Here is a 22495-nt window from a genome sequence, read left to right on the forward strand (position 1 = left end):
ATGTACGACTCCGTCATCCTGCGCAGCGTGTCCCGGCTGATGCTGCCGATCCTGCTGCTGCTCTCGGTGTTCATGCTGCTGCGCGGCCACAACCTGCCCGGCGGCGGCTTCATCGGCGGGCTGGTGGCCTCCTGCGCGGTGATCTTGCAGATGGTGGCCTTTGGGCCGACCTTCGCCCGCCGCGTGCTGCCGGCCAACTACCTGGCCATGGCCGCCGTCGGCGTGATCTTCGCGGCGAGCTGGGGCCTGCCGGCGCTGCTCGGCGGACAGCCCTTCCTGACCGCCCTCTGGCTCCCCGAGCCCATCCCGGGCGTGGGCAAGATCGGCACGCCGGTGCTCTTCGACGTGGGCGTCTTCCTGACGGTGATCGGGGTGACGACGCAGATCGCCCTGCTGCTCTCCGAGGAGCCGCTGCTCTTCCCCATGGAGCGGGGGCCGGCCAGGGACGAGGGCGCGCCGCGGGCGTAAAAGCGTATGGTCTGTTGGCGAGCATGGCCAGCTTCGCTGGCCATGCTCGCCAACAGACCAAGAGATACTGTCATGGTCTTAATCCTCGCGATAACCATTGGCTGCCTGTTCGCCGGGGCGATCTACCTGATGCTGCGGCGCAGCGTGGTCAAGCTCATCCTGGGGCTGCTCCTGCTCAGCCACGGGGTCAACCTGCTGATCTTCACCATGGGCGACGGGGTGCGCCGGGGCGCGCCGCCGATCGTGGACGACGCCGGCCTGCCGCCGGCCAACGTGGCCGACCCACTGGTGCAGGCGCTCATCCTGACGGCGATCGTGATCAGCTTCGGCATCATGGCCTTCGTCCTGGCCCTGGCCTACCGGGCCAACCAGGCCGTCGGCTCGGACGACCTGGACGATATGATTGAGTAGGGCCGCAGCAGCGCGCCCTGTTGCGCTGCGAGGCCCCGATGACATGGGCCGCGCTGCTGTGGCCCTACAGGTGATCTATGGCAAACCATCTCTTTCTCCCGTTCATCGTGCCGATCTTCGGGGCGGCCCTGGCGGTGCTGCTGGGCCAGCGGCGGCCCCTGGCCCGCGCGGCCGTCCTGGCGAGCGTGCTGTTCAACGTCGGCTACGGCGGCTGGCTGCTCTGGCTGGTGATCTCGGGCGGGCGCCTGGTCGCCCAGGCCTCGGGCTGGCCGGCTCCCTTCGGCATCTCGCTGGTGGCCGACGCCCTCGGCGCGACGATGCTGCTCGTCGCGGCGCTGCTGATGCTGGGCACGCTGCTCTACGGCCGGGCCAGCACGGGGCCGATCTACGACTCGCCCTTCTACGAGCCGCTGCTGCTGCTGCTGCTGCTCGGCGTCAGCGGGGCCTTCCTCACCGGGGACCTGTTCAACCTCTATGTGTGGTTCGAGGTGCTGCTGATGGCCTCGTTCGGGCTGATCACCCTGGGCGGCACGCGCGCCCAGCTGGTCGGCGGCCTGAAGTATGTGGTGCTCAACCTGTTCGGCAGCACGGCCTTCCTGATCGGCTGCGGCCTGATCTACGGGCTGGCGGGCACCCTGAACATGGCCCACCTGGGCGAGCGCATGGCCGCCCTGCGCCAGCCCGGCCTGAGCACGGCGATCGCCGGGCTGTTCCTCTTCGCCTTCGGCAGCAAGGCCGCTATCGCGCCGCTGTTCTTCTGGCTGCCCGACAGCTACCACACCCCGCCGCCCGCCGTGACGGCGATCTTTAGCGGCCTGATGACCAAGGTCGGCGTCTACGCGCTCTACCGGGTCTTCGGCATCGTCCTGCCGGGCGAGCTAGCCCTGATCGCGCCGCTCATCCTGGCCCTGGCCGGCGTCACCATGGTGGTCGGGGTGATCGGGGCCATGGCCCAGATGAACATCCGGCGCATCCTCTCGTTCCACATCGTCAGCCAGATCGGCTACAGCATCATGGGGCTGGGGCTGGCCAGCGCGGCCGGGCTGGCCGCCGGCCTGCTCTTCACCACCCACGTGATGATCGTCAAGGCGGCGCTGTTCTTCCTGGGCGGGGCCGTCGAGCAGGTGGCCGGCACGGGCGACCTGAAGAAGCTGGGCGGCATGGCCCGCCGCGAGCCGGCCCTGGCGACCTTCTGGTTCCTGGGCATCCTCTCGCTGGCCGGCATCCCGCCCATGAGCGGCTTCTTCGGCAAGCTGGCCCTGCTCCAGGCCGGCGTGGCCCAGGGCCAGCTCCTGATCACCGGGGTGGCCGCCGGCGTCAGCCTGCTGACCTTCTTCTCCATGCTGAAGATCTGGAACGAGGTGTTCTGGAAGAAGTCCTACGAGGATATGAGCAAGCTGCCGCGGGTGCCGCTGGGCCTGCTGCTCCCCGGCGCGCTGCTGGTGCTGCTGAGCCTGGCGATCGGCGTCGGCGCAGGCCCGATCTCCGCGCTGAGCGCGCAGGCCGGCGCGCAGGCCCTCGACCTGAGCGGCTACGCGCAGGCCGTCTGCGGGGCGGGCGGCTGCGAGGCGGCCGTGTCGGATCTGATGAAGTGAGGCCCCTATGCTTGTCCTAAACCTGATGCTCGCCATCGTCTGGATGGTGCTCCAGACCTCCTTCACCTGGCCCGACTTCGTGGTGGGCATGGGCGTCGGCTTCGCGATCATCGGCCTGAGCGAGGGCGCCCTGCGCTGGCAGGGGTCGCCCGCGCCCAGCCCGGCCGCCGGGCGGGCCCACGTCGGCTACGTGGCCTTCACCCTGCGCGTGCTCGGCTTCATCTGGTTTGTGATCGTGGCGATCGTGCGCTCGAACCTGGAGGTGGCCCGGATCGTGCTGAGCCCGCGCCACGACTTCCGGCCGGGGATCGTCGGCGTGCCGCTGGACGTGCGCAGCGACGCCGGGATCACCCTGCTGGCGATCGTGGTGACGATCACCCCCGGCACGGTGGCCCTAGACGTGTCGAGCGACCGGCAGACAATGTATATCCACGCGATGGACGTGCGCGATGTGGCGGCCCTGCGCTCCGAGATCAAGGACGAGTTCGAGCGCCGCGTGATGGAGATCTTCCCATGAGCCTGTTCGCGACCCTGATGGGCGGCCTGCTGGCGGTGCTGGTGATCTCGCTGGTGCTGACCATGGCCCGCCTGCTGATCGGCCCGAGCATCCCCGACCGGGCGGTGGCCTTCGACATGGTCATGATCCACGTGGTGGGCATCGGCGCGATCACCGCCGCGCTGACCGACGAGTCCATCCTGATCGACGCGGTGATCGTCGTCGCCGTGCTGGGCTTCCTGGGCACGGTGGCCCTGGCCCGCTACATCGAGGAGGGGGGCAGCTGATGACCCTTATCGAGATACTCGCCGTGGCCCTGACCGCCGTGGGCGTGCTGTTCACCCTGATCTCATCGGTGGGCATCATCCGCATGCCCGACCTCTACACCCGCGTCCACGCGGTCGGCAAGGCCGGCACCCTCGGCGTGGCCGGGGTGCTGCTGGGCGTGGCCGTCTCCTTCGCCGACCTGCTCACCGGCGTGAAGATGCTCGCCCTGGTGGCCTTCTTCTTCCTCACGGCGCCGGTGGCTACGCATATGCTCGACCGGGCGGCCTTCATCACCGGCGTGCGGCCGATCCCGGCGACCCGGCCGAACGACCTGGAGGGCGCCTACGACCGCGAGAGCAAGCGGCTGCGGTAGGGACGCAGCGTGCTGCGCCCCGGGGGCCAGCCCCCGGGACCCCCGCTGGGGGCGCTACGCCCATGCGCATCAACGTAAGCCCCAGCTTCTCGGAATTCCTTGTTGTTTTGGCCAACATGGCCAGCGAAGCTGGCCATGTTGGCCAAAACAACGTCGGGTTTTAGGGCGGCAGCCCTAACGTTGATGCGCATGGGGCGCGCAGCCCCGGCGCTACAGCCCGAGCTGCGCGCGCAGCTCGTCGGTGAGCTCCGGCGCGTAGCGGTTCGCCGCGACCCAGCCGAGCAGCGCGTCCAGGCTGTCGAAGCGCCAGATCCGCGCCTCCCCGCTGCCGCTGCCGATCAGGATGTCGCCCGAGTCGCGGTCGATCGCCAGGCTCGTGATCGTCCCATCGGTGATGTCGATAAACTGCGCCTCGGCGTTGCTGTCCAGATCCCAGAGCGAGATCCGGCGGTCGGTCGCCGCCGAGATGACCTGCGTGCCGTCTGTGGAGAAGGCGACCCCCACCACCGGCCCGCGGTGGGTGAAGGAGTGTAGCTCCTCGTCGCTGCTCGCGTCGAACACCCACACGACATTGTTGCTTGAGCCTACGGCGAACATGCTGCCATCCTGGTTCCATGCCACCGCCAGGGTCGATGTCCTTGGCCAGCTATCCCCAATGTGGGCCTGTCCCTGGGCCACATCCCAGCGCAGCACACCTTCGCTCGTGCCCATCAGCAGCTGGCTGCCGTCGCGGCTCCACGCCACCGACTCAAGCACCGCCGGGATGCTCGGGTCATCCGGGGCGGTCAGGTCGACCGACCGACTCTGGCTCCGAGTGGCTACATCCCAGATCTTCAGCTGCTTGTCGAGCCCCCCCGAGGCCAGCCGCGCGCCGCTGGCGTCAAAGGCCAGGCTCAGGATCTTATCGCTGTGGCCCTCCAGCGTGCCCAGCGTCTCTCCCGAGCGCGGGTTCCAGAGCGTGATCGTGCCGTCGGCGCCGCCCACTGCGGCTAGGCTGCCATCGCCGCTCAGCGCCGCCACCGCCGGCAGGGCCGGGTTATCGATGGAGAGGCTCTGGAGCGTCTGGGTGCCCGAGACACCGATGCTGACCGACACCACGCCTTCGGAGGATGCCAGCAGGCCCAGCGCGCCGTTATCGCTCAGGGCGACCGTGTCGACCGCGCCTGAGGCGTAGATGCGGGCGACCTCGCGGCCGTCGGTGAGGTCCCATAGCCGCAGGGCGGGGCCGACGTCGTCGTAGCCCAGCGACACCGCCTGGAGCGGGCTGCTCTGCGGCCGGAACAGGGCCAGGTAGGCGCCGGAGCTGTGGGCCTCTAGGCGCAGCTGCTCGCCCAGGCTGAGCTGGCTCCACAGCCGCACGGTGCCGTCATCCGAGGCCGAGATGATCTGCTGTCCATCATCGCTGAACTGCACACTTTTAACCGTTGCCGTGTGGCCTGTGAGGAAGCCGATCGCCGCCGGGTCACGTCGGCCCACGTCCCAGATCCCGATCGTCTGATCGGCCGAGCCGGTGATCGCCAGGCTGCCATTCGGGCTGAAGGCCACGCTGGTGATCTGGTCGCTGTGGCGCACCCGCTCGCCCTGCTCATTGCGGCTGCCGCCGTTCTGCCCGCCGTCGAAGCGCACGATCGGCGTCTGGCTCGTAAGATCCCACAGCGTCGCGGTGCCATTCAGGTCGCCGGTGAGCAGGTCTGGCCCGGTGGGGCTGAAGGCCACGCTGCTGATCGGCCCCTGGCCGGTGATCGTGGCGGTGATCTGGAGGCTGGCCGTGTCCCAGATCTGCACCTGGCCGCCCTCAGTCACGACAGCGAGCGAGGTGCTGTTCGGGCTATAGGCCACCGCGAGCGCCTGGGAGCCGCCCGTGGTGCTGCCCAGGTCGCGCTCGCTGCCGAGGGTCTGGATCGTCACGCCGCGCCGTGCGCGAGCCACCGCCAGGCTTCTGCCATCGGGGCTGAAGGCCAGGCTGTTGATGGCGTCAGCCTCGCCTCCGGCGCTCGTACTCGCCAGGCTGCCGTCGCTCAGGTTCCAGATCGCCAGGACGCCATCACCGCTGCCGGTGGCCGCCAGCTTGCCGTCAGGGCTGAGCGCCAGCGTGTAGATAAAGGTGCCCGCCTTCTCCTGGCTGAGGTTGATCTGCGTGCGCACGCCTGGCGGGTAGGCCACCTGGCTCAGGTCGCGCAGGGCCTCGGTGTTGTCGCCGCTGCGCGTGGCGCGCTCACGGTCGATCGCGATTGCCTCGCTGAGGTTGCCCGCGCTCATAGCCGCCTGGGCGGCCGCCTCAAGGGCGTTACTCCTTGCCAGGTCGCTGGCGGCTACGGCGGTCTGCTGCTGGGCCTGGGCCAGATCGTTGGCGACCTCGGCGGTCGCCTTCTGGGCCTGGGCCAGATCGTTGGCCACCTCGGCGGTGGACTTCTGGGCCTGGGCCTCGGCGGCGGCCGTCTGGGCCTGCTGGGCGTTCAGGTCCGACCGGCCCTGCTGGTAGTTGGCCTGGCCCCAGAAGCCCAGGGCGGCGATGGCGGCCACGGCGGCCACGGCGGCGATCCCGGCCATAACGCGCGAGAGCTGGCGCTGGCGGGCGGCGGCGGCGGCGGCCTCGTCGGCGCGGCGCTGCTGCTCGTTGGCCAGATCCCGTGCCGCCTGGAGCTCGCGCTCGCGGGCGGCCTCGCGCCCGGCGGCCTCACGCGCGCGCAGGGCCGTCGCCGCATCGAGGAACTGCTGCTCCTGGGCGTTCAGCGCGAAGCGCGCCAGCGCCGCCAGGGCCACGGCCTCGTCCAGGCGGGTGCCCCGGAAGAGGAAGTCCTCGTCCTGGCCGCCGGCCGCCCACTCGCGGGCCGCGCTGTGGATCGCCTCGCGCAGCAGCAGACCCTGGCGGTCCTCGCTCAGCCAGGCCCGCAGACGCGGCCAGCCGCGGATCAGCGCCTCGTGGGCGACCTCGGCCGTCTCCTCGCCGCCGGGGCCGATGCCCGTCACTAGCAGGCGGGCGTCGGCCATGCGGCCGACCAATGCGCGGGTGGGCGTCGGGTCGGCCCCGGCGGGCACCAGATCGGCCAGGACCACCCGCTGGCGAGTGTCGCGCTGCGCGCCCTCGGCCCGCTCGGCGTCCAGGCGGGTCAGCCGCACAAAGATCGCGCGCAGGCGCTCCTTGTCCTCGGGCGAGGCCTTGTCGTAGATCTGGTCGGCGCTATGGGCGATCGCCTGCTGGATGCCGCCGATCTCCCGGTACTCGGCCGCGCGCAGCCAGGAGCCGCGCCGTCGCTGCCAGAGCTCCTGGAGGGCGTGCTGGAGCAGCGGCATGGCCCCCGGCTCATCGCGCACGTCGTCGAGGATCTGGCCGCCCAGATCGGCCTCGAAGCGCAGGCCCACGGCGGCGGCCTGGCGCTCCATGGCCCGCCGCAGCTCCTCGGGGGTCATCGGGGCGATCAGCTCCTGGCGGGCCGTCACCATATCGCGCAGCGCAGGGTAGGGCGCCACCTCGCCCAGGAAGTCGGCGCGAAGGGTGATGATCACCATGAGCGGGCCGACCTGGCGCAGCAGCTCGTCGAAGAAGGCCCGGCGGTCATCCTCGTCTTTGCAAAGGGTGAAGACCTCCTCAAAGCCTCGCCGAGCTCGTCCGCCAGCGTCGGCGCGCGCGCGGGCAGCAGCAGCTCCAGCGCGTCGAGTCCGGCGCGCAGCTCGGCCGGGGTCAGCGCGCGATCCAGCGTGTCGCTGAACAGCGGCAGCCCGCCCAGCCGGCTGAACAGCACCGGCACCATCGCGTCGCCGCGCTCGGCCAGGCGCACCGCCCCCTCGACCAGCGCCCGGTCCGGCTCGCCGTGCTCGCGCAGCCGCAGGTAGATCGCCGCCGACAGCGCGGTGGCGGTGACGACGCTCACCTTGTCGGTCATCGCCACCACGGCGGGCATGCCCAGCTCGCGCACCAGGCGCTGGCCCAGGCCGCCCATGGCCTCGTCGGCATCGGGGCTGGCGCTCTCACAGGTCGACAGGAAGGCGAAGTGGGGCAGGCCGCGGGCGCCATCCAGGCTGCTCAGCCGCTCGATAAGCCGGGTCCCGGTCACGGCCTCCACGCTGCTGGGGCCGTCGGCGCCGGCAAGAAAGAGCACCAGGTCGCCGCCCTTGAGCACGCGGCCGTGGCAGACGAGGTGCAGGATGGTGGTGGGCTCGGCGGTGATGCGGGCGCAGATCTCATCGAGCGTGGGCGGCCCATCGGCACCGTCGATGTCGGCCAGCAGGGTGGACGGGATGGGGCCGAGCGACTCGCGGACGCCGGCGGTGGAGGCGGCCACGTCGAAGGGCGCCAGCTGGAAGCGATTGCCGGGGGCGGGGCTGGCGACCACGATCAGCGCGCGTAGGTCGCGCCGGCCGATCGGCGGGAAGCGCCGGTCGGTCAGGCTGGGCATATAGCGCGAGAAGGGGGCGCGCTGGAAGGTGGCGAGCAGCTTCCAGCCGCCGTCGATCGGCGCGTAGAGCCGCTCCCAGCGCAGGCCGCGCATGGGCACATCCTCGATGAAGAGCAGGACGCGCAGCGTGGCGTCCGCGCGGGCCAGCGCCTCGACGAAGGCGTCGCGCACGGCGCCGCCGAACAGGGCCGCGCCCAGGGCCTGCCCGTAGGCCGCCACGTCGCCCTCGATCGCCAGCAGCTCGTTCTGGTCTAGGCGCAGCGCGCCCTCGACGCGGATGGGCAGCTGCCCGCCGTCGCGGCGCTCCTCGGCTATCACCGGGCAGGCCCCCTCGCCCTCGCCCTGGCGCTGGATGGTGATCTCAAATGTGTGCATGCGTGCTCCCGCTGTGCTGCTCTGGATGAAGTGATGATAGCACGCCCCTGGGGCGTGCTATCATCACGGCGGGTATGGTATGATGGCGATGGAATGCGGCAGGCACCGTATGGCACGTGCGGGGCCGCGCCCGCAGATCTGGAGCGTGCGCCGCCCTACATGACCTGCTGCCGCAACTATGCACAACTCCCTCGACCGTACTGCATTCCGTATCCAGGCTCTCGCCTTCGTTGAGCTCGGCATCCTGTCGCTCATCCTCATCCTCGGCACCCTGGTCTTCCCTCACCTGCTCCTGCTCTTCGTTGCGCTCTGCGGGATCGGCATGCTGGCCGCAGGCGCCATCTACTGGCTGCGCCAGAGCGCGATCATCGAGCCGATCATCTACGCCAACATCATGACCATGATCGTCCTCCTGGTGATCGTCGACCCGCTCAGCGGCACGCTCAGCGGCTCCACCTGGACGCTCTACCAGATCTGGCCGCTTGTCGTCGCCCTGATCCTGCGCAACCTGCGCTCGACGGCCATCGTAGTGGTCATCACCCTCGCCATCCTGGTCACCAGCGCCTGGCTCCAGATCAGCGGGGTCATCCCCGTCGAGCTCATGGTGCGGCCCGATCTGCTCTGGTTCAACCTCGGCATCCAGATCCTGGTGATGATCATGATGTCCTCGATTATCTCGGTGATCACCGCTGATGAGCAGCGCTCGTACGAGGCGGTCTCGCGGCTCGGCGCGGCGCGCGAGCGGCAGCTCGCCGAGAACCAGGTGCTGCTCGACCAGCAGGGGCAGCTCAACCAGGAGCTGCGCGCCAGCCTCGATCAGATCCACCTGCGCGAGGCGCAGCTGCGCGACGAGCAGACCCTCAACCAGGAGCTGCTGCGCACGGTGGATGCCCTGGCCGCTCCGATCATCCCGATCAGCGATGAGGTCGTGGTGGCGCCGCTGGTCGGCTCGTTTCACCAGGAGCGGCTGGCCGCGCTGGCCGGGGGGCTGCTGGAGCAGATCGCCCGCCGCCATACGCGCGTGCTGATCCTAGATGTCACCGGGCTCGCCGCCTTCGATACGGCCACCGCCCAGGCGCTGATGGCCACCGTCGATAGCTGCCGCCTCATGGGCATACAGGCGATGCTGGTCGGGATCCAGCCCGAGATGGCATAGCCTGAGCGCGCTTTGCCCAATCTGCAATCTGCAATCTGCAATCTGCAATCGTACCAGGGTCCGTTACCGGCGGAACCAGCCCAGGTAGAGCCCGGCGCCGATCAGCAGCAGCGGCCCCCAGATCATGCCGAGGCCAAGGATCGAGGGCAGGTTGGCGGCCGCCACGATCAGCCCCACGGCGAAGAGCGGCACCGCCGGGTAGATCGGCCACTGGGTGCGCTTCCCGAAGAGGCCGCGGCCCAGGGCGAAGACGCCCAGGAAGCCGAGAGACAGGCCCCAGAGCACAGAGACACCAGCGGTCAGGTTGGCGAAGGTGACGCCGACGCTCAGCCCGGCCAGGATGCAGGCGGGGATGATCAGGCCGTAGAGGCGCTTCCAGAGGCCGAAGAAGAAAAAGCACGAGGAGATCGTCAGCAGGACCATGCCGCCGGTGAGCTCCATCGGCGCGGTCGCCCCGCGGGACAGCAGCAGCAGCACGCCCAGCCCGATCATGCCAAGCGCCAGAGGGTTGGCGCGCTGCGCCGGGGCGGCGCCGATCTGCCCCGCCGGGGCGTAGCCCGCGCCGCTGGGCATCTGAAGCTGCTGAGTCTGCACGCCGGCAGATGATCGCTCGGCCTGCCGCGCACGCTCGGTGTCCTGATCCGTATAGTCGGTCTGCATCTTCGCTCCTCCGCTCTCATCACACACGATCCGCTATCATCTACGACGAGAAGCCATAGGCGCATGTTGCACACCGCTGGCCAGGATTGCTGAATTACTGCCCTTTTTCCTTTGCTCGTGCATAAATTTGCGGCTATACTAGTAAATATTCGTATGCTCATATGTCATCACTCAGAATAGGATGAAGGATCTGTCGCATGAGCGCTCAAGATGATCTCCATCAACTGCCTATCACCGCATTCGCCGACATCTTCGAGCAACTGCCGATTGCGGTCAGCGCTTACGATTCAACCGGACTGCAAGTTGCCATGAACGAGGCCCAAGCCAAGCTCTGGGGTCTCCGCCGCGAGGAGTGGGTCGGCCACTTCAATATGGTCACCGACCCGCAGCTGGCGTCACAGGGGAGCGGCGAGATGTTCCGCAGAGTGATGCAGGGCGAGACAGTGGTGCTCCCCCCCCACTCCTACGACGGCACCGCGACTGGCCTGCAATCCGCCGCCACCGCCCCGGTCTGGATCGAGGCATCCTACTTCCCGATGCGGGCCGCAAGCGGCGAGGTGACGCACCTGATCGCCATCTTGCGCGATGTCTCTAGCGAGATCTTGCAGCGCCAGAGCGCCGACAAGGCCCAGGAGGAGATCGCCAGCCAGCGCATGATCATCGAGACGCTCTCGAACCCGGTGATCCAGATCTGGCAGGGCATCCTGACCCTCCCGCTGATCGGCGCGATCGACAGCCGGCGGGCGATGAACATCACCGAGGGCCTGCTGACCGCGATCGCTGAGCGGCAGGCCAGCTGTATCATCCTCGATATCACCGGCGTGCCGATGGTCGATACGCAGGTGGCGCAGCACCTGGTGCAGACCGCGCGCGCCAGCCAGCTGCTCGGCTGCGACGTGGCCCTTGTCGGCATTAGCCCCGAGATTGCGCAGACTCTGGTGCAGCTGGGGGTCGATCTGAGCAAGCTGAAGACGCTGGCCAACCTCCAGGCCGGCATCGCCTGGGCCTTCGCCCAGCAGCGGCTGCGTATCGTCGCCATCGAGTAGGGACACAGCGCCAAGAATCTCGTATTGGGTTGTGGAAATGTCCCAGCGAAGCTGGGACATTTCCACAACCCAATACAGTTTTTCGGGCGGCAGCCCTAGTTCGTCCCGCCGTAGGCGCTGCCCTGGGTGACGCGCATGAAGATGTCCTCCAGGTCGTTCACCTGGCCGGCGAAGTGGGTCACGATCGCGCCGCCCTGTACCAGGCGGGCCAGCAGCTCGCCCGCCGCATGGTCGTCGCCGTCCACATCGATCTCGATCTGGGGCGGCTCGCCCTCGGGCAGCAGGCGCACGTCGAGCACGTGGGGCGCCCCGCGGGCCAGATCCGCCGCCTCGGCCAGGTCGCTCAGCAGGTGAACCGCGAAGGTGCGGTGCGGCTGGAGCGAGCGCATGATCGTCGCCACATCGCCGGAGGCCAGCAGGTGCCCGCGCTCGATGATCCCGATGTGGGTCGACATCTCGGCCAGCTCGGTGAGGATGTGCGAGCTGATCATGATCGTCTTGCCCATGCTGCGCAGCTCCTTGAGCAGCTCGCGCAGCTCGACGCGGGCCCGCGGGTCGAGCCCGCTGGCCGGCTCGTCGAGGATGAGCAGGGCCGGGTCGTGGAGCATGGTGCGGGCCAGGCTAAGCCGCTGCTTCATGCCGCGCGAGAGCCCCATCACCTCAGCGTCCCGCTTGTGGCTTAGGTCGACGAGCGCCAGCAGGTCGTCGATCAGCTTCGGGCGGCGGGCGGTGGGGATGTCGTAGGAGGCCGCGAAAAAGTCCAGGTACTCCCAGGACTTCATCGCCTCATAGACCCCGAAGAAGTCGGGCATAAAGCCGACCGAGCGCCTCACGGCGGCGCGGTCGCGCACCACCGAGTTGCCGGCCACCCAGGCCTCGCCGCTGCTCGGCAGCAGCAGGGTGGTCAGAATGCGCATCGTCGTGGTCTTGCCGGCGCCGTTCGGCCCGATAAACCCATAGACCGCGCCCTGTGGGATCTGGAGGCTCAGGCTGCTCAGGGCGGTGGTGCCCCCGTAGCGCTGGGTGAGCTCTTTGGTTTCGACAATGGTCGTCATATAAGAGGCTCCGTTGGGGCGCAGTAGCGCGGCGCTGCTGCGCCTTTACACTCAGATCCCATGCCGCTAGGTGTTGAGCCGAATCAGGTAGAGGGTGAGGCCCTTCTGAAGCTCCCCGTCGCTGTCCACGGCCACCGTGATCGTCGGCGCGGAGCGCCAGGCCAGGAGGTAGACGGCGTCGCGCTCGGGGAGGCCCTGCTGGCCCTGGAAGGTCGGCCCGCCGAAGGCGAACCTATCGTAGCTAAACAGGGTCGCGAGCACCTGCTGCTGGTTGAACAGCGCCCCGGAGGGCGCGACGGTCTGGTCGGGGAAGATCTGAAGGTTGAGCGCCAGGTTCACCTCGACCGTGTCCCCAGGAGCGATATCGCCGACCGACTGCGCGGCGTCGCCCGAGACAATCAGCGCGTTGTGCAGCGTCTCGCTGCTCGCATTGCGCAGGCTGCCGGTGACGCGCGAAGCATCGCGGGAGAGCTGGCTCTCGACGTCTGGGGTCACGGCCACCGGCTGCTCGATCAGCAGCGTGCGCAGCGACGAGACATCGACCAGCAGGTCGGGCACCTGCACCGCGCTATCGCTGATCGTCACCGGGATAGTGCTGAACTCGAAGCTCTCGAAGGTGCCGGGCGAGACGAGGGCCTCCGGGGCGAAGCCCAGGGTGTAGCTGCGCCGCTGGGGCGAGAAGATGCTCACGAAGGCGGTCGCCTGGCCGCCGGGCACGCCCTCGAAGCTCTGGACGAGGGCCAGCTGCGAGAGCTGCGGGCGCGTGCCGCGCAGGATGAAGCTCGCGCCGTAGGCCGCCAGCAGGAAGACCGCCACGAGGAGCGGCGTCGTGATCCAGGCCAGGTCGACCCGGCGGATGCGCCGCAGCACCAGGAAGTTCACCGGGCCGATCACCACGATGTAGACAATGATCAGCAGCAGCAGGATGGCGGGCGAGGGCAGCTTGAGCGAGGCGAGCTGGAGCGTGTCGCGCACGAGGTTCTCGCTGCGCCAGCGGAACGAGTAGCCCATCTGCATGCGGTCCTCGATCGTGAGGATGGGCCCCCAGAGATCGGGCTCGCCCCGCCATGCCCGCAGGGCGGCCAGGTCGAAGGCGGCGAAGATCACCTTGCCGGCGCCGACCGCGCCGGCGACGATCAGCCCGTCCCGGTCGATGGCGCGGGCGCCGGGCAGGGGCGTGATCTGGTTGGCCGTGATGCCCTGGACAAGGCTGGAGAGCCCGCTGCTGCCGGCCAGGCGCTCCAGCGAGTCGGTCGACACATCCGCCCGCAGGCCGGGGCCGATCTGCACCGGCAGGAGGTCGCCCAGGTCGCCGGCGGTGCGCGCGGCGTCGGGGCCGCCGCTCACCAGGAGCGTGCCCCCCAGGCGCACCCAGCGCTCCAGCGCGCCGCGCTGGCTGGCGGTGAGCGTCGTCGGGGCCACATCGTGGATGACGATCACATCCAGGCCCTCAAGCAGCGTGGCATCCTCGGGAAGGAGGTCCGCGCGCAGATGGCTCAGCGCCGTCGTATAGCCGATCACCAGCTGCGCGGTGCCCAGGCTGTTGAGCAGGGTCTGGTCGCTACTCAGCACGCCGACGACCACCTCGCTCGTATCGATCGGCGCGAGGCGCACGCTGCGGCTCAGCAGCGGCGCGCCGTCCACCATCAGGCGCAGATCGGCGGCGCGGGCGCTGGTGTTGGTGACGACGGGGATGCGCACCTGCTTGCGGGCGCCCCGGGGGAGATCGATCTCGTAGCGAAAGGACGGGCTGCTGTCGCCGGGGAAGCGCCACTCGATGGTGCCGCGCAGATCCCCGCCATCGTTGGCGGCCACCAGGCTCACCGGGAACCAGTGGCCGACGTGGTACTGGCCGCTGCCATCATAGCCGGCCCGGACATCGAGGGAGACCGGATCCTGCTGCGCGGCCCGCGCCGCCCCCGCCGGGGCCAGAAGGAGCAGGAAGAGCAGGGTAAATCGAAAGAATCGAGTCAAGATAGCTCCCTCGCATGCTCGTATTCAGTGTTGAGTGTTGAGTGTTAAGCGTTGAGTGTTGAGTGCCACACTCAACACTCAACGCTTAACACTACGCCGCAGGCGGCGCGGTCAGCTCCTGGTGGCGCTGCTGGGCGTCGTGATAGTGCTTGAGCAGGCTCAGGGTATCGTTCAGGTTCTTCTCCTTCTCGCCGCGCTTAAAGGCGAGCTGGTAGTCATTGATCTTTTGAACGACATCGCGCGGGCGCGGCACGTGGTCGAAGGTAAACTTCCCGCCGCCGCCGGCCGTCTCCAGCACCACATTGCCGTAGCCGAGCAGGTTGCTGATGAAGGTCGTCTCGAAGGAGACATTCGTGACCGCGCCGAGGCTGGCCTGGCGGCGGTCCTCGGGGCCGAAGGGCTTCTTCTCGATATCGATCACATTTGTCTGGCTGAGGATGTAGAGGTCGTTGCGATGATCCTCGATCTCCCAGGATGCCCAGGCCACAAAGGAGATAATCAGCGCGGCCGTGGCCACGCCGATCAGGGCCGGGCCGGGCTGAAGCAGGCTCGTGCCGATAGCGATCACCAGCAGGCCGCCGAAGAGCATGAGCACCGGGCCGATCAGGGCGCGCACGGCGAAGATCCAGTGGGCGCGCCATGTGATCGTGCCGTTATCCTCGTTGATCTCGGGGTTCTCGTGGAAGAGCCAGCGCAGCCAGCGGACTCCCTGCGATGTCTTGATATCCTTCTTGAAGACCTTCTTCTCGCCCTGGGCGTTATAGACCTTCGTCTCGATCATGCGGTCGAACTCGGCGGCCGTGTGCTGCTTACGGTAGGAGTTCACCTCGCCCATGATCTTCTGCTGCATGAGCTTAGGGTTCGCCGCCGATTCGAAGGTGATCTGGGAGCCGATACGGGCCGACTTGACGATCACAACGCCATAGCCCAGCCAGTGCTGGCTGTAGGTCTTCGTCGAGGCCACCACATCCTGGATATCCTCAATATAGATCTGCTCCTGGACGCGCCGCTCGATCAGCTTGGGGATGAAGACCTCGTCGTTATCGTAGACGACGCGCTTATTCGTCAGGATCAGCTCATCGTTGAGCCAGTCGTAGGTACCAAAGAAGGTGAAGAGCAGACAGATCGCCGCCAGGATGAACAGAATAATATTCACCGCATCAAGCGTCTGGCTGACAAACATCATCGGGTCGATGAAGAGCAGCCGCCCGCCCTGATAGCGGTAGTAGATCACCAGCAGCAGCACCGCGCCGGCGCCGAGCAAGATATTGCGCGTGCGCAGATCTCCCGCCATCGGCTTCTTCTTCCCCGAGGTGCGAATCCACAGCGAGGTCCAGAGGAGCGCGAGCACCATGGCGACACCGATCAGCAGCCAGTTAAAAAAGTCGAAGCCGACCGGCTCGCCGGTATCGGTGACGAGGAAGCTGCCGCCGATACTGCGATAGAAGGCGAGGCCGCCAAAGAAGATGATCCCGAGCACTGGCCCGATCAGGCGTGTGAGCAGGACAATCCAGTGCCGCCCAGTCACGTGCAAGATCTGCTCACCCTCGCTCAGATCCAGCGCCTCAGAGGCATCCTCAAGCAGCAGGTCTTTGAGAAAGTTCACCATACGCTGGCTCCTCAAGATTCCGAGATTGAGCGTTGCCGATGGGTGTGGCGGGGCGGCGTGTCAGCCTGCGCGCCCGGCGATATAGTCCATGATCCAGTCCACCTCAGCCTCGGGCGAGAGCCCGTCGTTCTTGAGCATCACCGCATCAGCGGCGGGGCGGAGCACATGCTGATCCATATCATCGCGGCGGGCGAGGTCAAAGCGCACCTCATCGAGGGGGCGCGGGTCTCGCTGCTGGCGTCGCTCGATGGCGCGACGGCGGGCGCGCTCGTCGAGCGACGCCTCCAGGTAGATCTTCAGCGGGGCGTCGGGCATCACAACGGTGCCGATATCGCGGCCGACCATCACCACCCGGCCGCGGCGCCCGATCGCCTGCTGCTGGCGGACCATCTCGCGGCGGACGCCGGGGTAGCGGGCGGCGAGCGAGACCCCGCGCTCAACCTCAGGGCTGCGGATGGCCCATGTCACATCGACCCCATCGGCGAGGACGGTGTACTGGCGGCCGTCAGCTTCACGCGGCGGAGCAACCTCGATCACAATCCGCGCTGCCAGATCCTCCACCTCCTCGGGCACAGCGAGATCGACCCCCTCTTGCAGGGCGGCCAGGGTGAGGGCTCGGTACATGACGCCAGTATCGAAGTAGAGGTAGCCGAGGCGATCGGCCAGCAGCGCGCCGAGCGTGCTTTTCCCCGCGCCTGCCGGGCCATCGATCGCGATCACGAGCGGTTGCTGCATAGCGTTTACAGTTCAGACGGGGCGCCGCCCTTATACACTGGCGGGCACGCTGATTTCTTGCGGCATAAGGCAGGCCATATTGTAGCATGACGTGCTTATAGGTGGCAAGTGTTTGCGGGCGGCTGATAGGGCATGCGCAACGTCGCTGGCGGCTGAAGCCGCGTCGCGGGGGGCCTGCGGCCGACCGCCCACCTTCGTGGGCGGATCCGGCGTCGGCCTGCGCCAACGCCCGGCGCAACGCGCCCCGCCGGCGCGACTCCAGTCGCCAGCCGGGGGGGTGCTCAGGACGATGCACATGCCCTGGGGCGGCGAACAGGGCATGCGCACAGCGACACCCGCGCCCTGGCGCGGGTGTCGCTGTATCGGCCCATCCTGAGACTCGCACGGCGATCTAGCTGCGGAGGACGCGCAGCACCATCTCCTCGGCCGAGATCGTGAGGGGTGCAGGGCCTACCTGCCGCGCCGGCTCGCTGGCCCGTGACAGCAGCCGATTGAAGAGCCCGCCGCGCTGGGGGGTGGCCGGCTCTGGCTCCTGCCCCTGCCCCTGGTGCCGCAGGTCGATCAGGCTATCCCGCGACAGCTGCGCGATCGCCTCAGCGACATCGATCATCGCCCAGCCGAGATCATCGGTGATCGCCCTGATCGTATGCTGACCATCGATCCGGTCGAGGATCTGATGATGCGCCGGGCCGACTCGACGTATGGCCAGCTCGAAGGGGATAATCAGCGCCGGGATGAGGTCGAGCGAGGTGATGGATGGCCGAACTGCCGCCCAGCGATGCGCCAGGCGCTCGGCAGTCTGCAGGTGGTAGTCCATATCGCCCCAGAGCGACTCCTGGTCGCTCGTCACATCACTCACGAAGCTAAAGTTGGCCCGATGAAGCGCAAACAGGCCCGCAAGGGCATCTAGCCCGGCGCTGTCACGCGAGTCACAGTGGTAGAGGTGGCCGTCACGGAAGTAGATATGGCCGGATGCCGAGTCGGTGTAGATATTGAGCACGCCTGTCACCGAGCTGTAGGCGATCATCTCAATAAGTTCGCGCAGCGGGATGTCCTCGGTGGTGCCTTCAAGCTTCACAAGATTGCTCCCTGACAATGCTGGTGTGTCCAAAGAGATGGGGCAGGGTGCCGGTACGATTTCGATTCTATCACGCTGGTATAACCAACTGTAGCGGAACCAGCGTCTGTAGTGAAAGCGCACTCATATACATACACGGTGCCATGTCGGTTGCGGGAAGTATATCATGGCCTTAACGAAAAATAAACTATTACTTTTGGCAAACGCTACTAGCACCGATAACAGAGCGCAGAGCGCAGAGCGCATCAGAAGGCGATCAGGCGCATCAATGCTGGCTCAGCCGTTCTGCCCGCCGCACGAAGGCTCGCCGACCGGCAGGCCGACGAGCTCCATGAGGCGCAGGGCGTTCGTGGTGGCGGCGATGCCGGGGCGAAGGGTGTAGTCGAAGCGCATCGTGGCCCCTCCCGCATCCTCGGCGATCTGCTCGCGGAAGTGGGCTAGATCGGCCGATGCGGCGATAGAGCCATCATCAGCCAGGGCCAGGTCGTGGGTGGAGACCGCGCCGATAGCGCCGAGTGAGACGAGGTGACGGATCACGCGGCGGGCGGCGATCTGGCGCTCGGCGCTGTTCGTCCCGTGGAGAATCTCGTCGAGCAGGTAGCAGACGACCGGCCCGCCGGCGGCGTGGGCCGCCTCGGCGGCGTCCACGATCTCGCGCAGGCGACGCAGCTCGGCCATGAAGTAGGAGACCCCCTGGGCGAGCGAGTCCTGGACGCGCATGCTGGTGGCGAGGGTTATGGGCGGCAGGCGCAGCTCGGCGGCGCACACCGGCCCGCCGGCCTGGGCCAGCGCCACGTTCATGCCCACGGCGCGCAGGAAGGTGCTCTTGCCAGACATGTTCGAGCCGGTGATCAGCAGGAATCTGCCGGGCGGGCCGATCTGCACGTCGTTGGTCACGCAGCGCTCGGGGGGGAGCAGCGGGTGGCCAAGGCCGCGGGCGATGATCGTCGGCGGGCCGCCCTCGACGAGGGTGGGGAAGGCCCAGCCGGGGTTGTCGTGGCGCAGGGCCGCGAGGGCGGCCAGGGCCTCTAGGTCGCCCACGGCGGCCAGCCAGGGGCCGAGGCGCGGCCCGGAGATGCGGCGCCAGCCCTCGGCTAGGGCGATCACCTGGAAGCTCCAGAGCAGGCCGAACTGGAGCAGCGGGTAGAGGATCGAGCGGCTGTACTCGGCGAGGGTGGCGATGGCGCTGAGCCGGCGCAGCTGGGCGTCGGCGCGCAGCCCGCCGGCGGCCAGCTCGGCCTGGATGCGGCGCAGCTCGGGGGCGGCCGCCGGGGCGTCGGCGGCGAGGCCGAGCAGCCGGCTGTAGGCGGCCAGCAGGTCGTGCCGGTCGTAGAGCTGGGCCAGCGGCTCAAGGGTGTATGCGCCGAGGGCGATGGTGAGGATGATGTTCAGGCCGAGGAAGGCCAGCCAGAGCGGCCAGGGGGTGAGCCCGGCCGCCTGGGCAGCGGCGGCGAGCACGAGCAGGGCCGGCGAGCCGATCGTCAGGGCGCGGATCGCCGGGCGGCCGAGGGGCGAGGGCGGGCCGGCGGCCCAGGCGGTGAAGCGCTCGTAGGCGGGCTGGCCCTCGGCGGCGAGCCGGCAGAGCAGGGCGATCTCATCGCGCAGGTCGATGGCCGTAGCCAGCTCGGCCACGGCCTCCTGGCGCGCGCGGATCACGGCGGGTGCGGCCGGGCGCAGCAGCCAGCCCTGGAGCGTCGCCTGGCCAACGTGGGTCTGCGGCGTGCTCAGGAGGTGCTGGAGCGAGGCCTGGCCGAGCAGGTCGAGGTCGAAGGCGGTCGCGTCGGGGGTGGCCGGGGGCGGCGGGCGGCGCAGCGGCAGGGCGGCCCAGTCCCGCCGCAGGCGCAGCAGGCCATCGGCGCTCAGGTCGTGCAGGATCGTGTAGCGCCGGCGCAGGTCGCCCAGGTATCGGTGGTAGGCGACGAGGGCCAGGAAGGCGACCCCGCCCGCCGCGCCGAGCCAGATCAGCCAGGGCGCATCGCGCCACCAGCCGGCGCCGGCGGCGGCCAGGGCGGCGACGAAGGCGACCAGGCGGAGGTTGGCGATGCGCCCCCAGCGCAGCGCGTAGCGGTTGCGGCTGGCGGCGAAGCGCGCGGCGCGCGCGGCGTAGACGTGATCGGGGCGCTCAGGCATTATACCATTTCAGATTGCAGATTTTGGATTGCAGATTGCCGCGCATGGCGTTCCAACGCGTTCTAGCTACAGCACCTATGCGGGTGACACTCCGCAGGGGCTAAAGCCCCACGGCTTCTCGTGAGCCATCCGTTGGATGTACCTCCCGAGCTACATGCCCCGTGTCTGGGGAACTACGGCGCACAAATGCACGCCGATACTTGACGGAGCCAACCTGTACATGGCCGAACTCACCATGCACCGCCTGACTCTCCTGATTGACGGCCCCTACGGCGTCCCGATGGCCGACAAACCCACAGCGGGCGCAGCGGTAGTTGCGTCCCTTGGGTTTGTTGTGATGACCACAGGCGGGGCATGTCTTGGAGCTATACGCCTCGCTCTGCCGCTCCAGGGCGACCCCTTCGGCGGCGAGCTTGTAGACCAGGAAGGCGATCTGTCGCCCGTGCGACCAGCCGCTCACCTTCTGCTGGGCGTTGCGGTTCAGCCGCTTTCCATTGGCGATGTCGCGGATGTCGCCTACCACCAGCCGCTTCGCGCCTTCGGCCTTGGCGTGGTTGGTGATCGCCCGCGTGACCTTGTGCTCAATATCGCGCCGCTGACGATCATTGCGAGCCAACAGGTAGGTCTTGCGCCGCTGCAGCTTCTTCCAGCGGCGGCTGCGCTTGGTGAGGCGGCTCTGCCTCGTCTGAAGGCTGGCGAGCCGCTTGTTGCGGTACTGGTTCAGCGCCCGCAGGTCGCGGGCCGTAAAGATCACCACGTCGCCCGCCTCGTTGGCAATCGCCGCCGGGTGGATCTCGCCCAGGTCGGCGGCGAGGGTCTGCCCCTCGCTACGCAGGGGCGTCTCCACCCCGTCGTCTACCACCAGATGCCAGCGATGCCGCTTGGCGATCAGGTCGTACACCAGCCGCATCTCGACAAAGGCCGTCTTGGGCATAGTGGCGAGGTCGGACGGCAGCACGACGGCGACCGGCTCCAGCCCACGGGCACGAGCCAGCAGGAGCCCGCCGTCTTTGAGGCGAATGCCCGTCGCTTTCCAGCTTGTGGTGCGGTAGAACTTCCGTTTGTGTGGATACTTCCCGCCCTCGGCGCGGGTGGCCTTGGCGGTCTTGCACGCCTTGTAGAAGGCTTGTTGTGCGGCGTCCCGGCTGTGGGCGTGCAGCGTGGTCGGGCTAAGCGAGTCGTTCAGCTTTTCGGCAGCACCCTGCGAGAGCCAGTGGCCGGTGCGCCGATAGATGCGGTAGTGCCACACCAGGGTGTCGGTGTAGACCCGCCCGCTCTCGCGGTTAAGCGCGTCTGCTTCGCTGCGGGGCAGGTGGCACTCAAGGATGTGCGTGCGAATCATGAGCCGAGACTCGCAAGACCTGCCGCAAGAATCGCACGCGCCCGCGCCACGGATCTCCGTTCCTCCTCGCTGGCTTCTCGAATAGTCCAACCGTAAAAAGCGCCCGCCGCGTTCATCTCGATGACGCATATCCAGCCTTCTGGCGGACGTGGCACATGGAAGTCAGGGTTGAGCTTACACGAACTGTGAGAACAGGTATAGCCGTCGCATTTGATGATCTTCGATGGACGTACATGCTGCGTGCGACCGCATCCAGCGCATGCAATCTCAATCTTCGGTTCGTCTGATTTGCGAGTCACCGCGTTGCTCCTTCTGCCGGGCTTCCAACTCGCGCATAACGAGCCGATCAAGTGCGGCAAGCATCGTCTCGCCCGTAAGCGCAGCCAGTAAGCGTAGCTTCTGGTAGGTGGACATCCAGACCTTGATCGTTCGGTATTCCATAGGCGTAATTATACAACAATTACGCCTAGAACACAAGTGCATAACACAGAACATCGCAAGCAATGAAGGGAATATCATTGCTTGCGATGTTCTAGCTAAAGCCAGCGAGAAACCCGCCTAACCGCTCGGCTAAAGCATGGCGGCTTGCGGCGGGTTTAATCGGTCACTCAAGGGTACGACGCAGAGGTAATCTGCAATCTGCAATCTGCAATCTGCAATCTGCAATCTGCAATCTGCAATCTGCAATCTGCAATCTGCAATCTGCAATCTGCAATCTGCAATCTGCAATCCACAATCCACCTACGCCGCGTGGTAGGGCGGGATGGTGTAGATGTAGCTCTCAAGCTGCTCGATCTGGAACGCCTTCTCGGCGATCAGCTCGGCGATCACGTCGCGGATAGAGATCATGCCGATCACCTGCTCACCAGCGATCACCGGCAGGTGGCGCATGCGGCGCTCGTTCATCAGCGCCATACACTCGGTGATCGTGTGGTCGAGGCCGACAAAGAGCACCCGCTCGGTCATGATATCACGTACCGGCGTGCTGTCGCTCGGACGGCCCTCCAGCACCATCTTGCGAGCGACATCGCGCTCGGTGACGATCCCGACGAGGCGGGGGCCGTCCTTGACGAGCAGGGCGCCGATGTCCTTCTCCGCCATCAGGCGCAGGGCGTCGCTCACCGAGCTCTCCGGCGTTGTCGACCAGGTTCGCAGCGGCCGGGATTCCAGGATTCTGCGCACGGTCTTCATTGGCGGTGCCCTCCTTGCTTGGTGCATCTCGTGAATAATATCTTTGGGGTATGCTAATTATAGCTGTCCTTCACTGGTTGGACAGTATATGTTTGGGGGATCTTTCTCAACACAGGCAGGGCATGTGCACCGTCGCT

Annotated in this window: 21 protein-coding genes; 8 read left to right on the forward strand and 13 right to left on the reverse strand. The window is 67.6% G+C overall.

Features of this window, described 5'->3' with window-relative positions:
• The 6 genes from K2Z83_RS07240 (at window position 1) to mnhG (ending at window position 3610) form a co-directional block, all read left to right on the forward strand.
• On the forward strand, window positions 1–468 hold the full coding sequence (locus K2Z83_RS07240; protein WP_220594505.1) for a Na+/H+ antiporter subunit B: 468 nt from the start codon (window positions 1–3) through the stop codon (window positions 466–468).
• A 72-nt stretch (window positions 469–540) separates the two neighbouring features.
• Window positions 541–879 (forward strand): Na+/H+ antiporter subunit C, encoded by a 339-nt coding sequence (locus tag K2Z83_RS07245; protein ID WP_220594506.1) that lies wholly within the window; start codon window positions 541–543, stop codon window positions 877–879.
• Between the two features lie 77 nt (window positions 880–956).
• Window positions 957–2474: a proton-conducting transporter membrane subunit gene (locus K2Z83_RS07250; RefSeq protein ID WP_220594507.1), complete on the forward strand. Its 1518-nt coding sequence runs from the start codon at window positions 957–959 to the stop codon at window positions 2472–2474.
• Between the two features lie 7 nt (window positions 2475–2481).
• Window positions 2482–2991 carry a Na+/H+ antiporter subunit E gene (locus tag K2Z83_RS07255; RefSeq protein ID WP_220594508.1) on the forward strand — a complete coding sequence of 170 codons (510 nt, stop codon included), beginning with the start codon at window positions 2482–2484 and terminating at the stop codon, window positions 2989–2991.
• On the forward strand, window positions 2988–3257 hold the full coding sequence (locus tag K2Z83_RS07260; RefSeq protein ID WP_220594509.1) for a monovalent cation/H+ antiporter complex subunit F: 270 nt from the start codon (window positions 2988–2990) through the stop codon (window positions 3255–3257). The genes K2Z83_RS07255 and K2Z83_RS07260 overlap by 4 nt, the downstream gene beginning before the upstream one ends.
• Window positions 3257–3610, forward strand: coding sequence for a monovalent cation/H(+) antiporter subunit G (gene mnhG / locus K2Z83_RS07265; RefSeq protein ID WP_220594510.1), 354 nt, complete (start codon window positions 3257–3259; stop codon window positions 3608–3610). The genes K2Z83_RS07260 and mnhG overlap by 1 nt, the downstream gene beginning before the upstream one ends.
• 210 nt (window positions 3611–3820) lie before the next feature.
• Here the strand turns inward: mnhG and K2Z83_RS07270 are convergent, their stop codons facing one another.
• A complete protein-coding gene (locus K2Z83_RS07270) occupies window positions 3821–7144 on the reverse strand; it encodes a WD40 repeat domain-containing protein (protein ID WP_370650096.1) in 3324 nt (1107 codons plus the stop codon).
• The gene (locus K2Z83_RS07275; RefSeq protein ID WP_220594512.1) at window positions 7114–8382 is read right to left on the reverse strand and encodes a CHAT domain-containing protein; all 1269 of its coding nucleotides are present in this window, start codon (window positions 8380–8382) and stop codon (window positions 7114–7116) included. Before K2Z83_RS07275 ends, K2Z83_RS07270 begins: the two co-directional genes overlap by 31 nt.
• Window positions 8383–8560: 178 nt before the next feature.
• Between K2Z83_RS07275 and K2Z83_RS07280 the strand changes: the two genes are divergently transcribed.
• Window positions 8561–9538, forward strand: coding sequence for an STAS domain-containing protein (locus K2Z83_RS07280; RefSeq protein WP_220594513.1), 978 nt, complete (start codon window positions 8561–8563; stop codon window positions 9536–9538).
• A 63-nt stretch (window positions 9539–9601) separates the two neighbouring features.
• On the opposite strand, the gene K2Z83_RS07285 is transcribed toward K2Z83_RS07280, so the two are convergent.
• Window positions 9602–10198, reverse strand: a complete 597-nt coding sequence (locus K2Z83_RS07285; RefSeq protein WP_220594514.1) for a hypothetical protein — start codon at window positions 10196–10198, stop codon at window positions 9602–9604.
• A gap of 197 nt (window positions 10199–10395) precedes the next feature.
• On the opposite strand from K2Z83_RS07285, the gene K2Z83_RS07290 reads away from it, so the two are divergent.
• Entirely contained in the window at window positions 10396–11244 is an 849-nt protein-coding gene (locus K2Z83_RS07290; protein ID WP_220594515.1) for an STAS domain-containing protein, read from the forward strand.
• A gap of 95 nt (window positions 11245–11339) precedes the next feature.
• Here the strand turns inward: K2Z83_RS07290 and K2Z83_RS07295 are convergent, their stop codons facing one another.
• The 10 genes from K2Z83_RS07295 to K2Z83_RS07335 all read right to left on the reverse strand — a co-directional run bounded on the left by K2Z83_RS07295 (window position 11340) and on the right by K2Z83_RS07335 (window position 22358).
• On the reverse strand, window positions 11340–12299 hold the full coding sequence (locus K2Z83_RS07295) for an ABC transporter ATP-binding protein (RefSeq protein ID WP_220594516.1): 960 nt from the start codon (window positions 12297–12299) through the stop codon (window positions 11340–11342).
• Between the two features lie 66 nt (window positions 12300–12365).
• Window positions 12366–14273: a hypothetical protein gene (locus tag K2Z83_RS07300; protein ID WP_220594517.1), complete on the reverse strand. Its 1908-nt coding sequence runs from the start codon at window positions 14271–14273 to the stop codon at window positions 12366–12368.
• A 91-nt stretch (window positions 14274–14364) separates the two neighbouring features.
• On the reverse strand, window positions 14365–15882 hold the full coding sequence (locus tag K2Z83_RS07305; protein WP_220594518.1) for a PH domain-containing protein: 1518 nt from the start codon (window positions 15880–15882) through the stop codon (window positions 14365–14367).
• A gap of 60 nt (window positions 15883–15942) precedes the next feature.
• Window positions 15943–16617 (reverse strand): (d)CMP kinase, encoded by a 675-nt coding sequence (gene cmk / locus K2Z83_RS07310; protein ID WP_220594519.1) that lies wholly within the window; start codon window positions 16615–16617, stop codon window positions 15943–15945.
• 391 nt (window positions 16618–17008) lie between these two features.
• On the reverse strand, window positions 17009–17695 hold the full coding sequence (locus K2Z83_RS07315) for a DUF4388 domain-containing protein (RefSeq protein ID WP_220594520.1): 687 nt from the start codon (window positions 17693–17695) through the stop codon (window positions 17009–17011).
• Between the two features lie 276 nt (window positions 17696–17971).
• A complete protein-coding gene (locus tag K2Z83_RS07320) occupies window positions 17972–19825 on the reverse strand; it encodes a MutS family DNA mismatch repair protein (protein ID WP_220594521.1) in 1854 nt (617 codons plus the stop codon).
• A gap of 100 nt (window positions 19826–19925) precedes the next feature.
• On the reverse strand, window positions 19926–21296 hold the full coding sequence (locus tag K2Z83_RS07325; protein WP_220594522.1) for an RNA-guided endonuclease TnpB family protein: 1371 nt from the start codon (window positions 21294–21296) through the stop codon (window positions 19926–19928).
• A gap of 138 nt (window positions 21297–21434) precedes the next feature.
• A complete protein-coding gene (locus K2Z83_RS07330; RefSeq protein ID WP_220594523.1) occupies window positions 21435–21608 on the reverse strand; it encodes a hypothetical protein in 174 nt (57 codons plus the stop codon).
• 163 nt (window positions 21609–21771) lie between these two features.
• Window positions 21772–21903, reverse strand: a complete 132-nt coding sequence (locus tag K2Z83_RS28850; RefSeq protein WP_255603500.1) for a hypothetical protein — start codon at window positions 21901–21903, stop codon at window positions 21772–21774.
• Between the two features lie 5 nt (window positions 21904–21908).
• Complete coding sequence (locus tag K2Z83_RS07335; RefSeq protein WP_220594524.1) at window positions 21909–22358, reverse strand: CBS domain-containing protein; 450 nt, start codon at window positions 22356–22358, stop codon at window positions 21909–21911.
• Between the last annotated feature and the right edge of the window lie 137 nt (window positions 22359–22495).

This window comes from Oscillochloris sp. ZM17-4 (genome assembly GCF_019599295.1).
Taxonomy (GTDB): Bacteria; Chloroflexota; Chloroflexia; order Chloroflexales; family Chloroflexaceae; genus Oscillochloris.

Excerpts from the sequence above, each read along its gene's own strand:
- K2Z83_RS07245 (WP_220594506.1), top strand. The coding sequence starts at position 541 with ATGGTCTTAATCCTCGCGATAACCATTGGCTGCCTGTTCGCCGGGGCG.
- K2Z83_RS07330 (WP_220594523.1), bottom strand. The coding sequence starts at position 21,608 with ATGGAATACCGAACGATCAAGGTCTGGATGTCCACCTACCAGAAGCTA.
- K2Z83_RS07320 (WP_220594521.1), bottom strand. The coding sequence starts at position 19,825 with ATGCCTGAGCGCCCCGATCACGTCTACGCCGCGCGCGCCGCGCGCTTC.
- K2Z83_RS07295 (WP_220594516.1), bottom strand. The coding sequence starts at position 12,299 with ATGACGACCATTGTCGAAACCAAAGAGCTCACCCAGCGCTACGGGGGC.
- mnhG (WP_220594510.1), top strand. The coding sequence starts at position 3,257 with ATGACCCTTATCGAGATACTCGCCGTGGCCCTGACCGCCGTGGGCGTG.
- K2Z83_RS07305 (WP_220594518.1), bottom strand. The coding sequence starts at position 15,882 with ATGGTGAACTTTCTCAAAGACCTGCTGCTTGAGGATGCCTCTGAGGCG.
- K2Z83_RS07240 (WP_220594505.1), top strand. The coding sequence starts at position 1 with ATGTACGACTCCGTCATCCTGCGCAGCGTGTCCCGGCTGATGCTGCCG.
- K2Z83_RS07335 (WP_220594524.1), bottom strand. The coding sequence starts at position 22,358 with ATGAAGACCGTGCGCAGAATCCTGGAATCCCGGCCGCTGCGAACCTGG.
- K2Z83_RS07260 (WP_220594509.1), top strand. The coding sequence starts at position 2,988 with ATGAGCCTGTTCGCGACCCTGATGGGCGGCCTGCTGGCGGTGCTGGTG.
- cmk (WP_220594519.1), bottom strand. The coding sequence starts at position 16,617 with ATGCAGCAACCGCTCGTGATCGCGATCGATGGCCCGGCAGGCGCGGGG.
- K2Z83_RS07325 (WP_220594522.1), bottom strand. The coding sequence starts at position 21,296 with ATGCGTCATCGAGATGAACGCGGCGGGCGCTTTTTACGGTTGGACTAT.
- K2Z83_RS07280 (WP_220594513.1), top strand. The coding sequence starts at position 8,561 with ATGCACAACTCCCTCGACCGTACTGCATTCCGTATCCAGGCTCTCGCC.
- K2Z83_RS07250 (WP_220594507.1), top strand. The coding sequence starts at position 957 with ATGGCAAACCATCTCTTTCTCCCGTTCATCGTGCCGATCTTCGGGGCG.
- K2Z83_RS07285 (WP_220594514.1), bottom strand. The coding sequence starts at position 10,198 with ATGCAGACCGACTATACGGATCAGGACACCGAGCGTGCGCGGCAGGCC.
- K2Z83_RS07275 (WP_220594512.1), bottom strand. The coding sequence starts at position 8,382 with ATGCACACATTTGAGATCACCATCCAGCGCCAGGGCGAGGGCGAGGGG.
- K2Z83_RS07255 (WP_220594508.1), top strand. The coding sequence starts at position 2,482 with ATGCTTGTCCTAAACCTGATGCTCGCCATCGTCTGGATGGTGCTCCAG.
- K2Z83_RS07290 (WP_220594515.1), top strand. The coding sequence starts at position 10,396 with ATGAGCGCTCAAGATGATCTCCATCAACTGCCTATCACCGCATTCGCC.